Origin of the sequence: Alkalicoccobacillus murimartini (assembly GCF_030813245.1) — a bacterium.
Taxonomy (GTDB): domain Bacteria; phylum Bacillota; class Bacilli; order Bacillales; family Bacillaceae_D; genus Alkalicoccobacillus; species Alkalicoccobacillus murimartini.
Genome location: NZ_JAUSUA010000002.1, coordinates 530,983 through 544,347, shown reverse-complemented (window position 1 = coordinate 544,347; position 13,365 = coordinate 530,983). Strand labels below are relative to the sequence as shown.

Below are 13,365 nucleotides of genomic sequence, written 5' to 3'. Positions count from 1 at the left end.
TCAACAAAAAGGAGAGATCAAGCATGGCAACAAAGTACATTTTCGTTACAGGCGGTGTCGTTTCATCACTTGGTAAAGGAATCACAGCAGCTTCACTAGGCAGACTTCTAAAGAACAGAGGTTTGAGTGTAACGATTCAAAAATTTGATCCATACATTAACGTGGACCCAGGAACAATGAGTCCGTATCAGCACGGTGAAGTTTTCGTAACAGATGATGGTGCTGAAACAGACTTGGACCTTGGACACTACGAGCGTTTTATTGATATCAATTTAAGTCAAAATAGTAACGTAACAACAGGAAAAATCTACTCAACCGTTCTTAAGAAAGAGCGTCGTGGCGACTATCTTGGCGGTACTGTGCAAGTGATCCCTCATGTTACGAATGAAATTAAAGAGCGCGTATTCCGAGCTGGAAGAGAAACAAATGCAGATATCGTCATTACAGAGATTGGCGGAACAGTTGGAGATATCGAAAGCTTACCGTTCCTAGAAGCAATTCGTCAGATCAAAAGTGATGTCGGTTTTGAGAATGTGATGTATGTTCATTGTACATTGATTCCATACCTTGCAGCAGCAGGTGAAATGAAATCAAAACCAACTCAACATAGCGTGAAAGAGCTTCGTTCACTAGGTATCCAACCAAACGTGATTGTTGTTCGTACAGAACGTCCGGTTCCTCACGAAATGAAAGAAAAAATTGCGCTTTTCTGTGACATTCGCAAAGAAGCAGTCATTGAAGCAGAAGATGCTGATGTACTGTATCAAGTAACATTAGCCCTTCAAAAACAAAAGCTGGATGATATTGTCTGTGACCACTTGAAGCTTGAAACCAAACAAGCCGATATGACGGAATGGGAAGAGCTTGTTGAACGAGTTCGTAACCTAAATCAGACGATCCGTATTGGCCTTGTTGGTAAATACGTTTCACTTCCAGATGCCTATCTTTCTGTAGCAGAAGCTTTGCGCCACGCTGGTTACGCATATGATGCAGATATCAAAATTGACTGGATTAATGCAGAAGAAGTAACCGAAGAAAACGCTGCAGAAATGCTAAAAGACGTAGACGGTGTACTGGTTCCAGGTGGATTCGGAGACCGTGGAATCGAAGGGAAAATCAGCGCGATTCGCTATGCAAGAGAAAATAACGTTCCATTCCTTGGTATCTGCCTAGGTATGCAACTAGCTTCAGTAGAATATGCACGTAACGTGTTGAACCTAAAAGGAGCAAACTCAGCAGAGCTTGACCCATCAACACCTTATCCAATCATTGACCTTCTACCAGAACAAAAAGACGTAGAAGACTTAGGTGGAACCCTTCGCCTTGGCTTATATGCCTGCAAACTACAAGACGGTAGCGTAGCAAAAGCAGCATACAATAATGAACAGGTGATCTACGAAAGACACCGTCACCGTTATGAATTTAACAACGAATACCGTGCACAAATGGAAGCAGAAGGATTCATCTTCTCCGGTACAAGCCCAGACGGACGCCTCGTAGAAATCGTCGAACTGGCTGACCACCCATACTTTGTCGCATCACAGTTCCACCCAGAATTCGTATCAAGACCAACACGACCACAACCACTATTCAAAGACTTTATCAAAGCCTCACTAAATAAATAATGCATACAAAAAAGCGTAGGAGCGACCTGCGCTTTTTTTTGTGGTTTTGGAGGGGGAGGGACGTGAGGTGCGGGGGAAAAGGGCGGGAGTGGGCAGGAAGTTTGAGAATGCTCAAAAAGAAGGCGGGAGTGCGCGAAAAAAGGGCGTGAGTGCGCAGAAAGTTTTGAGAATGCTCAAAAAAAGAGGTGAGGTGCGCGGAAAGAGTGCCTGAGTGCGCAAAAAACTTGAGAATGCTCAAAAAGAGAGGGGAGGTGCGCGGAAAAAAGGCGGGAGTGCGTATTAAACTTGAGAATGCTCAAAAAGAGAGGAAAGGTGCGCGAAAAAAGGCAGTGAGTGCGCAAAAAGTTTGAGAATGCTCAAAAAGAGAGGGGAGGTGCGCGAAAAAAGGCAGTGAGTGCGCAAAAAGCTTGAGAATGCTCAAAAAGAGAGGGGAGGTGCGCGGAAAGAGGGAGGGAGTGAGCAAAAAGCATGAAAATGCTCAAAATGGAAAGAGAGGTGCGCGAAAAAAGCTACAAGGTACATCAATGTAACATTATCAAACCTTCCATCATTAATTTTAAATTTATCCTGATCTAGAAGGATATTCGACTTGGGATATTGAAAGTACTTGGATACTAATTAGGAGGTGGAGATTCATATTTATTTATAAAAGGCGAGTTTTACCACGTAGGCTGAGTCAACTCCGTGTGCTGCATCAAAGGCTTAATCCCAAACACAGTGCTTATCAAAAAGTATATCAAGACCTTACTAATCGAGAGCTTGGCTATCAGGGTGAGAGATCGATGGATTATCATTTTCAATTTCTAAATGATGATTTTACACTTCTACATGATTTGCGTATCCGAGGAATAAACCAAACCTTTTTTCAAATGGACACCGTTGTGTTATGTCCGCAGTTTATTGGAATTATTGAAGTGAAGAATCTATCGGGGAGTATTATTTTTGATGAATCGACTAAGCAAATGCTACGTAAGACTCAAAATGGTGTTGAGAGTCTCCCTAATCCGCTCACTCAAGTTCGTCGGCAACGCATTCAACTAGAAAATTTTCTAACTGATCAGGGATTTCCAGGTCTGCCTGTGAAATCAATCGTAGTTTTCGCTCACCCATCCACTATTATAGAGACAGAAAACAAATCAATTATTCACTCCGTTATACGTGCAGAATTTATTTCAGAGAAACTAGAACTTCTCCAAGGAAACCCCATCAAAACTCACCTCACATTCAATCAAATTCAATCGATTGCAAAACAACTATGTCAGGCAGACTCTCCAGATTTGACCTCCATTTTCCAAACCTACGAAATAGATCGATCGGATATAAGAAAAGGTGTATATTGCCCGTCATGCTCGCATCCACTTATGAGTCGCCAACAAAAAAATGGCAGTTGGTACTGCTCCCGTTGTTTGAATTACTCTAAAACAGCACACCTTCAAGCATTAGATGATTTCTCCATATTATTCGATGAACCTCTCACCAATAGAGCATGCAGAGACTTCCTCCAACTTCAATCTCGACACACCACGTATAGAATGCTGAAAGAACGAAATCAAATGCAAGGAAATGGCTAAATCCTCCTTACGCGCAATCATTATGGAATCTGGAACTCAGAAGATAGGCTTGATCCATGCTCAAAAAAGCTGAGAATGCGCGAAATCAGAGCTAGAATGCTCAAAAATGAGAAGGAACGCGCGCAATCCCTGATCTATGCTCAAAAAAGCTGAGAATGCGCGAAACCAGAGCTAGAATGCTCAAAAATGAGAAGGAATGCGCGCAAATCCCTGATCCATGCTCAAAAAAGCTGAGAATGCGCGAAAACAAGGCCAAAACGCTCAAAAATAAGAAAAAATGCGCGCCTCCCCTTGATCCATGCTCAAAAATCACTCATCCATCTCCATCAAAATATCTTTCACTGTTAAGTAAAGACAGAAATACGCGTGCAAACCGAGTATAGAGGCTGGGTAGCCAATGCGTGAGCCATCATCTGTAGGGACAAGTCCATTGTGTGCATTGATATTTATGAGAACATCGCTCAGATTTACAAGCGAATCACCTTCGTCATCTGTTACAGTAGTAATAGAGAGAATCGGAACGTGTTGTTTAGATAGTTGTGTGGCGAGTTGAACGGCGTCGGGATCACCTGAATGACGTGTGGTGATAATGACTCGATCTTGTTCTGTTAGTGAATCCAGTTCATGAAAGGTAGCCATCTGTGGAAATGCATCTTTTCCGTACAGTGCCTCAGCTTCTATGGATTTCATTTCTCCGAAAGCTGCGATGTACACTGTGCCGTCTGATGTGAGGGCTTGAGCCAAAAGTCTTGCTGCGTCTTCAATTTCTTCTTCTTGTTTTTCTAATAAAGCTCTTGTTGAGCCGGTCAATTGTGTCGTGAATATTCGAAGCATAAAGGGCTCCTTTCAGCATTTGTGAATTGTTTTGTTATTGTACCAAACTTCATTGTTTCTTGCTTTGATAACATTTTTCGATTAAATTTAACAATCTGCAAACAAAAGCAGGATTCCTTACATAGCACACCGAAACTAGTGCATTGGATCGAAAGAATGATTAGCGCATAAGGGGGGACTTAATTGAAGAAATTACTTGTGGTTGATGACCAATATGGTATACGTGTGCTTCTCAATGAGATTTTACAGAAAGACGGATATGAAGTATTTCAGGCAGCTAACGGTGTTCAAGCGATTGAAATTGTTGGAAAAGAGAACCCTCATTTAATTCTGTTGGATATGAAGATCCCAGGTATGGATGGATTGGAGATTCTCAGGAGAATAAAATTGACTCATCCAGATATGAAAGTCATTATGATGACAGCATATGGTGAGTTAAATTTAATTAATGAAGCCATTCGTTTAGGGGCTGTAAATTATTTCTCTAAGCCTTTTGATATTGATGATGTTAGACAAGTCATTAGAGAAAATCTATAAAATTTCATCCGGTACCATTTATTTTTAATAAAAACGTGTAATCCACTGCGTAAAAATGATGTATTTAACTCATAATATGCTATAATGGACACGTTCAAACGAACCCGAAATGAAACCGAAGCACGCACTGGTTTGTTCCAGTCATACATAGTGAGACATGTTTACGCATCTCGTCAGGGCGCATAGTTAGGTGCGAGATGAGACTTACTTTATAGCACGCGGTGGGTTTTGACGCTCGTATGTAAGAAAATCTGCAATATATATTAGGAGGATCATTATGCCTTTAGTATCAATGACAGACATGTTGAAAAAAGCAAAAGCGGAAGGTTACGCTGTAGGACAGTTTAACCTGAACAATCTTGAGTTTACACAAGCTATTCTTCAAGCAGCCAAAGAGGAGAACTCTCCTGTAATTCTTGGTGTTTCTGAAGGGGCAGCTCGTTATATGGGTGGATTCAAAACCATCGTAACATTGGTTGAAGCACTTATTGAAGAGTACGGAGTAGAAGCTCCAGTAGCAATTCACCTTGATCACGGTTCAAGTCTTGAAAGTTGTGCAAAAGCAATTCGTGCTGGATTTACATCTGTCATGATTGATGGATCACATCATCCACTTGAAGAGAACATCGCAATCACGAAACGTGTTGTTGAGATGGCTCATGCAGTTGGAGTATCTGTTGAGGCAGAGCTTGGACGTATTGGTGGACAAGAAGATGATTTAATCGTAGATGATGCAGAAGCAGCTTATGCGATTCCTGAAGAGTGTAAAGAGCTTGTAGAAGCAACGAATGTAGATTGCTTTGCGCCTGCACTTGGTTCTGTTCATGGTCCATACAAAGGCGAACCAAACCTTGGTTTCGATCACATGAAAACAATCAACGGTCTAGTTGGTGGTATTCCACTAGTACTTCACGGTGGTACTGGAATCCCAACAAAAGACATTAAGAAAGCCATTGAATTTGGTCATGCTAAAATTAATGTAAACACTGAGAGTCAAATCTCTTCTGCTAAAGCAGTACGTGAAGTACTTGCTGCTAAACCAAATGAATACGATCCGCGTAAATATCTTGGACCAGCAAGAGACGCAATTAAAGAAACAGTTATTGGTAAGATGAGAGAGTTTGGCTCTTCGAACAAGGCTTAATATAGTACAATGATAAAAGCAGTTCTTTTGGAACTGCTTTTATCGATTTTATTTTATACTTTGTGATAATTGTGAACTTAATCTATGTTAGAAAGTGATGTGATAGAGATGAAATTCTTTATTGATACAGCTAATATTAGTGAGATTCGTGAAGCGAAAGAGTTAGGCATTCTATCTGGAGTAACAACGAACCCTTCGCTTGTTGCCAAAGAAGGTGTGGATTTCCACGATCGTTTACGTGAGATTACGGATCTAGTATCTGAATCTGTAAGTGCCGAGGTTATTGCATTAGATGCTGAAACGATGATTAATGAAGGAAAAGAGTTGGCTGCCATTGCGCCGAATATCACGGTGAAAGTTCCAATGACACCAGATGGCTTAAAAGCTGTACATGCTTTTTCTGAGCTAGGAATTAAAACAAATGTAACGCTTATCTTCTCTGCTGTACAAGCGCTGCTAGCAGCTCGTGCAGGAGCAACGTATGTGTCTCCATTCCTTGGAAGACTTGATGATATTGGACATGATGGATTAGATCTAGTTGATCAGATTGCCGCTATTTTTGAGACTCACAAGCTACCAACACAAATTATTGCAGCATCTGTCCGCCACCCAGTACATGTAACTGAGGCAGCAATCAGAGGTGCACACATCGCAACAATTCCTCTTAATGTGATTAAGCAACTAACAAAACATCCATTAACTGATCAAGGTATTGAAAAGTTCCTTGCAGACTGGGAAAATCGTAATAACTAATTTCAAATGTAGATGGCGGACCGCTAAGCTTTTTTTTGCATAAGCGAATCTGGTCCGTCCTTCTGCCCAGTTTATGTCATTGTCAACTGTTAGAATGAGGATGAAACTGGCTATACTGGTTAGAAGGATGGAACGATGAAAGAAGGGATGCGATCATGGATAAATTAATGATTGAAGGCGGGTATCCTCTTGAAGGAACCGTACAAATAGGTGGCGCTAAAAATAGTGCAGTTGCACTGATACCGGCAGCCATTTTGGCTGATAGTCCGGTAACAATAGATAATTTACCGTCAATTTCTGACGTAGAGCTTTTGTCTGAACTCTTAAAAGAAATTGGTGGAGATGTTGAATTAAGTGATCACGAGATGACGATTCACCCGGAAAACATGTTTTCAATGCCACTTCCAAATGGTCGAGTGAAACAATTGCGTGCTTCGTATTATTTGATGGGTGCTATGCTTGGTAAGTTTAAGAAAGCAGTCATAGGACTTCCTGGGGGTTGTAACTTAGGACCACGTCCGATTGATCAACATATAAAAGGCTTTGAAGCACTGGGCGCTCGAGTAACGAATGAGCAGGGGGCCATTTATTTGCGTGCTGATGAATTAAAAGGTGCGAGAATTTATTTAGATGTGGTTAGTGTTGGAGCAACCATTAATATTATGCTAGCGGCTGTGCTTGCTAAAGGGCAAACCGTTATTGAAAATGCAGCAAAAGAGCCAGAAATTATTGATGTAGCCACACTCCTAACAAACATGGGTGCAAAGATTAAAGGTGCAGGAACTAATGTGATTCGTATTGATGGAGTCGAGTCTTTACATGGGTGTAGACATACGATTATTCCTGATCGTATTGAAGCAGGTACCTATATGATATTAGCTGCTGCGATTGGCCAAAAAGTATTGGTTGATAACATTATTCCTTATCATGTGGAGTCACTCATTGCTAAATTAAGAGAAATGGGCGTTTCTGTAGAAGAAAGAGACGACCAAGTCTTAATTTCAAATCATAAACCGAAAACAAATGTGGATATTAAAACGCTTGTTTACCCGGGATTTCCTACTGATTTGCAACAGCCTTTTTCAACATTGCTTACCCAGGCAAAAGGGACAAGTATTGTAACTGACACTATCTACAATGCCAGATTTAAGCATATTGACGAGCTTCGTAGAATGGGAGCCGATGTGAAGGTTGAAGGAAGATCAGCAATTATTAATGGTGCTTCCTCTTTACAAGGAGCAAAGGTAAGAGCAAGTGATCTACGTGCTGGCGCTGCTTTGCTCATTGCAGGCTTAATGGCAGACGGGGTTACAGAGCTTTCTGGATTAGAGCATGTGGATCGAGGATATGAGAATTTAGAAGAGAAATTAGTTGGACTTGGGGCACGGATTTGGCGTGAACAAATGTCAGAAGAAGAACGAGAACAAGTTAAAAGCTAATAAATATGTACATTTCGGAAGGGGTTTTACCATGGAAAGAAGTTTATCAATGGAGCTTGTTCGGGTAACTGAAGCTGCAGCTCTTGCATCTGGACGCTGGATGGGACGAGGGAATAAAGAAGAGGCTGATCGTGCGGCTACTGAAGCGATGCGTGACGTTTTTGACACCATTCCAATGAAAGGTACTGTTGTTATTGGTGAAGGAGAAATGGACGAAGCACCAATGCTCTACATTGGAGAAAAGCTCGGAAATGGTTTTGGTCCACGTGTAGATATCGCCGTTGATCCGCTTGAAGGAACAAACATTGTAGCTTATGGCCAATGGAACGCACTTGCTGTATTAGCAGTTGCCGACAATGGACAGCTTCTTAATGCCCCTGATATGTACATGGAAAAAATTGCGGTAGGCCCTGAGTCTGTAGGTCTTGTTGACATTGATGCGCCGGTTATTGATAATCTTCGTGCAGTGGCAAAAGCTAAGAACAAGGACATAGAGGATCTAGTTGTAACGATTCTAAACCGCGAACGCCATCAAAAAATGATTCAAGAAATTAGAGCAACGGGAGCTCGAATCAAATTATTATCTGATGGTGATGTAGCAGCAGCTATTAATACAGCATTTGGAGACACAGGTGTAGATATTATGCTTGGATCAGGTGGAGCGCCAGAGGGTGTTATTGCCGCAGCTGGTCTAAAATGCTTGGGAGGCGAACTTCAAGGGCGGCTGCTTCCGCAAAATGATGCTGAGATCGAACGTTGCCACAAGATGGGAATCAAAGAAGTAAATAAAGTATTTATGATGGATGACCTTGTTGGCGGAGATGATTGTATCTTTGCTGCAACGGGAGTAACTGATGGTGAGTTATTACGCGGTGTCCGTTATAAAGGGAAGAATGCTGATACACAATCGATCGTTATGAGAGCTAAATCAGGAACGATTCGTTTTGTTGATGGAACGCATAGTATGAAAAAGAAACCAGATCTAGTTATCCGTTAATGCAAAAATGAGGGGTCTCTTCCGAGGAGATCTCTCTATTTTTTTATGAAGGTATTGAATATCCTCTATGTTTTAGGGTAGAATAGAATAATATATACTCTCGCTATCATACTGATTCACAGAATCATTTCTCCACGAATCCTCCTATTTAATAATAAGAGAAAACGTACACATACTCCCAAAGTAACGAAAGTGGTACATGTTGAAATTTCCCTAAAAACAATTGAATAGCTGTGGTCTATTTTGTGTTGCTTTATAACAAAAGAAATGATTCGAGTCAAAATGAAATAGCGCTTTCAAAGAATAAAATGATTCTGAAATTTAATAGAAACGTGGTGTAAGAATGAGTGTTCACATTGCTGAACTTGAAAAGCTAAAGCTAAAAGAGCTCTATGAGCTTGCGAAAGAATATAAAGTTTCTTACTATAGTAAACTAACAAAAAGAGAATTAATCTTTTCCATTTTAAAAGGTCAGGCTGAGAAGGATGGCTTGATGTTTATGGAAGGTGTATTAGATATTGTTCCGAATGAAGGTTTTGGTTTTCTTCGTCCAATAAGCTATACACCAAGTGTCGAGGACATCTATATCTCAGCTTCCCAGATCCGTCGTTTTGATCTACGTAAGGGAGATAAGGTTTCGGGTAAAGTTCGTCCACCAAAAGAAAACGAACGATATCATGGACTCCTACACGTTGAAGCTGTTAATGGGAAAGCTCCTGAAACATCAAAAGATCGTCCGTATTTCCCGGCCTTAACACCTCTTTATCCTGAAGTGAAAATTGAGCTTGAGTCAAAGCCAGGCAGAGTATCCTCCCGTATTATAGATATTATCTCTCCTATTGGGTTTGGACAGCGTGGTTTAATTGTTGCACCTCCAAAAGCGGGTAAGACTTCATTAATGAAAGAAGTAGCGAATAGTATCGCTGATAACCATCCAGATGTTGAATTAATGGTCCTATTAATTGATGAGCGACCTGAGGAAGTAACAGATATTGAACGCTCTGTAAAAGGAGAAGTGGTTAGTTCAACGTTTGACGAGTTGCCGGAGAATCATATTAAAGTAGCTGAGCTAGTCTTAGAGCGTGCGATGCGTCTAGTTGAGCACAAAAAAGATGTAGTCATTCTTATGGACAGTATTACCCGTCTGGCCAGAGCTTACAACCTTCACTTGCCACCAAGCGGGCGTACGCTTTCTGGGGGGATTGATCCAGCTGCATTCCACCGTCCGAAACGATTTTTTGGGGCAGCACGTAACATTGAAGAAGGTGGCAGCTTAACGATTTTAGCTACAGCCTTAGTGGAAACAGGTTCACGTATGGATGACGTTATCTACGAAGAATTTAAGGGGACAGGGAACATGGAGCTTCACCTTGATCGTAAGCTTTCTGAACGTCGTATCTTCCCGTCTATCGATATTCGTCGTTCTGGTACACGTAAAGAAGAACTACTTATTGAGAAATCTCAGCTAGATAAGCTTTGGACCATTCGCAAAACAATGAATGATTCACCTGAGTATGTTGACCAATTTATCAAACGAGTGAAAGATACAAAAACAAATACGGAGTTCTTTGACGCCTTAGATCAAGATATGAAGGGTGTTCGAAAAAGACCTGTAAGCTCTAAATCATAACAAAAACGATCTTGCATTTATCATGAGGACTTGTTATAATTCAACCGTGTGCGATCAACTCTGTTTCGAAGAGATTCAGGGCAAAAGGAGATGAAAGATTATGAAACAGGATATCCATCCTAATTACCAAAAGGTTGTCTTTTTAGACACAAGTACTGGCTTCAAATTTTTGAGTGGTTCTACAAGAGGATCTGCTGAAACAACTGAATGGGAAGATGGTAACACATACCCACTTCTTAAAGTTGAGATCAGCTCTGATTCACACCCGTTCTACACTGGTAAGCAGAAGCTTAACGATGTTGGCGGCCGTGTTGACCGTTTCAAAAAGAAATACAACCTATAAGAAATATAGCGGGCAGGTCTCTTGCCTGCTTTTTTTCTGTCTATACATAGCATTCAACATAAGACAAACCCTATACATACATCAAGAAGTGCGATATCGTATCATAAAAGACCAAAGTAAGGTGGGTTCAAATGAGTAATTATAATCATGAAGGTCGAATTGAAGTGATCTGTGGTGGGATGTTCTCAGGAAAATCTGAAGAACTCATTCGCCGTGTTCGTCGAGTCGGCTTCGGCAAATTGAAAGCCCAAGTATTTAAGCCGTTGCTTGATAATCGCTACAGTGTAGAAGAAGTCGTCTCTCATAATGGCAACAAAGTGTGGGCTGAGCCAGTTTCTACATCCTCTGAACTTCTGGAGTCCGTGGACAAAGATACAGTAGTTGTAGCTATTGACGAGGTTCAATTCTTTGATACAGATATTATTAATGCAGCTGGACAGCTTGCAGACCAAGGCATTCGAGTGATCTGTGCTGGACTGGATCTGGATTTTAGAGGCGAGCCCTTTGGTCCCACGATGAAACTTATGGCCGTTGCGGAACAAGTAACTAAGCTTCAAGCTGTATGCGCAAGCTGTTCTGGATCAGCCAGCCGAACGCAACGACTTATCAATGGCGAACCAGCATCCTACAATGACCCAATCATTCTTGTTGGAGCATCAGAATCCTATGAACCCCGATGCCGTCACTGCCACAGTGTACCAGATGAACCCTCGCGTTTTCTTATGCATGAGCAAAAACAACCCGAGTTAGAGGAAACAAACGCTAAATAAATGAAGATGACATGCCCAGTGCCTAAGAGCCTGGGCTTTTTTGTGGTTAAAGGATAAGAGGCAAGAAGGTTAGAGGGAACACCAAGGCTGGAAGGGATTTAGCAAGAGATGGAACATATTATTCAGAGGTTTTACCTCGTGACCAAGCCGGAATCATTTCTATCAAGAGCTAGAACGCTTTAGTAAGAGGGAAGACGATTTTACTAAGAGATGTGAGGGTGATATCAAGACGGTGGGATTATGGAAGAAGAACAAAACAACTAAAAAACAGGCTGGTCATCATAACCAGCCTGTTTATTGTTATTATCTCCGTCTAGCCGTCTGCTGCAATGGATCCCACACACTGTTATAAGGTGGGGCATAAGACAGATCCAGATTCTCGATCTCTTCCATAGTCACTTTGTAATAAAGTGCGGTTGCGAGCACATCAACACGTTTATCCACACCGGTCTTTCCGATGAATTGTCCGCCAAGTACTTGTTCGGTATCGCCATGATAGACTAACAGACTGTTGATTCGCTCAGCATTGGGGTGATAGGCGGCGCTGGTTGAGGTCTCCGTCTCAGATATGGCACAAGGGAAACCAAGATCCTGTGCTTCAGCGGAGTTTAGGCCTGTTTTTGCCAGAGTCAAATCAAAGAATTGCATAATGGCTGTGCCGACTACACCTTGAAAAGGGCGGGCGTTGCCTATCATATTTAGCCCGGCGAGTCTGCCTTGTTTATTGGCGTGAGTGCCTAATGGGAGAAAATCATCCTTTTGTTTCAGTCGATGATATTGTGTGGCACAATCACCTGCTGCGTAAATATCTGGAACGTTTGTTTCTAAATACGCGTTGACCTTTATCGCTTCTTTTTCAGAAAGGTGTATGCCGCTACCTGATAAAAAGTCTGTGTTTGGAGTGACACCTACAGCGGCGATAACCATATCTGTCTGAATGGTACGAGAGGTTGTTGAGACTTCAGTCACGTTCCCATCTTGATTGCCTTTAAATGAATGCACTTCCTCACCAAGCATAAGTTCAACGCCGTGTGTTTCGGCCTCGTCTTGAATCAGCTTGGACATGCTCTTTTCAAATCCAGCGCCAAGTCGCTCCGAGCGATTCACAAGCGTTACTTTTCGTCCTGTCATCACGATGTTCTCGGCAACCTCCAACCCGATGTATCCGCCTCCCACAATGGTAACGTGCTTCACTTCATCCGTTAGATTTTCCATAATTCGTAAAGCGTCCGGAATGGTTTTTAAGGTGTGAATTCGTCCGAGTTCAAATCCGTTCCACTTAGGTACAATGGGGCGTGCCCCGGTGGCAACTAACAACTTATCGTATTGAACAGTAAAGTCCTCGCCACTCACTGTTTTATTTTGCGTATCAATACTTGTCACGGTGTGGTTCACTCGCGCATCAATACCATGTTTCTGTCGAAATGTCTCAACGTCTCTCGCGACAAGGTCATCCTGTTCTCCAACCACACCACTTAATAAGTAGGGCAGCCCGCACTGCGCATAGGAATAATACGTACCACTCTCAAGGACGGTCACCTTGGCTTCCTTGTCATTGCGTATAATTTGCATGGCTGCACTCATTCCAGCAGCATCTCCGCCAATAATCACATAATTCATCCTGACACCTCACTTATCCGTTTATCGCTCTCAACTAGGATTCCCTAAGGCTTCCTTTCTGAAACAGCTTATAAACCCAGTTATTGACGAAACTTGCAACCT

The 13,365-nt window shown here is 41.9% G+C and carries 12 protein-coding genes; 10 read left to right on the top strand and 2 right to left on the bottom strand.

Annotated elements, in window-relative coordinates:
- The first annotated feature begins 23 nt into the window (after positions 1–23).
- A complete protein-coding gene (locus J2S05_RS09205) occupies positions 24–1,625 on the top strand; it encodes a CTP synthase (RefSeq protein WP_306982058.1) in 1,602 nt (533 codons plus the stop codon).
- A gap of 686 nt (positions 1,626–2,311) precedes the next feature.
- On the top strand, positions 2,312–3,196 hold the full coding sequence (locus tag J2S05_RS09200) for a nuclease-related domain-containing protein (RefSeq protein WP_306982056.1): 885 nt from the start codon (positions 2,312–2,314) through the stop codon (positions 3,194–3,196).
- Positions 3,197–3,505: 309 nt separating this feature from the next.
- On the opposite strand, the gene J2S05_RS09195 is transcribed toward J2S05_RS09200, so the two are convergent.
- Entirely contained in the window at positions 3,506–4,030 is a 525-nt protein-coding gene (locus J2S05_RS09195; RefSeq protein WP_306982053.1) for a DUF2529 family protein, read from the bottom strand.
- A 183-nt stretch (positions 4,031–4,213) separates the two neighbouring features.
- Between J2S05_RS09195 and J2S05_RS09190 the strand changes: the two genes are divergently transcribed.
- The 8 genes from J2S05_RS09190 to J2S05_RS09155 all read left to right on the top strand — a co-directional run bounded on the left by J2S05_RS09190 (position 4,214) and on the right by J2S05_RS09155 (position 11,643).
- Positions 4,214–4,567: a response regulator gene (locus tag J2S05_RS09190; RefSeq protein WP_306982050.1), complete on the top strand. Its 354-nt coding sequence runs from the start codon at positions 4,214–4,216 to the stop codon at positions 4,565–4,567.
- 277 nt (positions 4,568–4,844) lie between these two features.
- Positions 4,845–5,711, top strand: a complete 867-nt coding sequence (gene fba, locus J2S05_RS09185) for a class II fructose-1,6-bisphosphate aldolase (protein ID WP_306982049.1) — start codon at positions 4,845–4,847, stop codon at positions 5,709–5,711.
- Between the two features lie 108 nt (positions 5,712–5,819).
- Positions 5,820–6,464, top strand: a complete 645-nt coding sequence (gene fsa, locus J2S05_RS09180; protein WP_306982047.1) for a fructose-6-phosphate aldolase — start codon at positions 5,820–5,822, stop codon at positions 6,462–6,464.
- A 155-nt stretch (positions 6,465–6,619) separates the two neighbouring features.
- A complete protein-coding gene (locus J2S05_RS09175; protein WP_306982045.1) occupies positions 6,620–7,903 on the top strand; it encodes a UDP-N-acetylglucosamine 1-carboxyvinyltransferase in 1,284 nt (427 codons plus the stop codon).
- A gap of 31 nt (positions 7,904–7,934) precedes the next feature.
- Positions 7,935–8,900, top strand: coding sequence for a class II fructose-bisphosphatase (gene glpX / locus J2S05_RS09170; protein WP_306982044.1), 966 nt, complete (start codon positions 7,935–7,937; stop codon positions 8,898–8,900).
- Between the two features lie 343 nt (positions 8,901–9,243).
- The gene (gene rho / locus J2S05_RS09165; protein WP_306982042.1) at positions 9,244–10,530 is read left to right on the top strand and encodes a transcription termination factor Rho; all 1,287 of its coding nucleotides are present in this window, start codon (positions 9,244–9,246) and stop codon (positions 10,528–10,530) included.
- A 100-nt stretch (positions 10,531–10,630) separates the two neighbouring features.
- Positions 10,631–10,873, top strand: coding sequence for a type B 50S ribosomal protein L31 (locus J2S05_RS09160; RefSeq protein WP_306982040.1), 243 nt, complete (start codon positions 10,631–10,633; stop codon positions 10,871–10,873).
- Positions 10,874–11,004: 131 nt separating this feature from the next.
- On the top strand, positions 11,005–11,643 hold the full coding sequence (locus tag J2S05_RS09155; protein ID WP_306982038.1) for a thymidine kinase: 639 nt from the start codon (positions 11,005–11,007) through the stop codon (positions 11,641–11,643).
- A 303-nt stretch (positions 11,644–11,946) separates the two neighbouring features.
- Here J2S05_RS09155 and J2S05_RS09150 read toward each other — a convergent pair whose 3' ends face one another.
- The gene (locus tag J2S05_RS09150; protein ID WP_306982036.1) at positions 11,947–13,263 is read right to left on the bottom strand and encodes an FAD-dependent oxidoreductase; all 1,317 of its coding nucleotides are present in this window, start codon (positions 13,261–13,263) and stop codon (positions 11,947–11,949) included.
- Positions 13,264–13,365 lie beyond the last annotated feature (102 nt).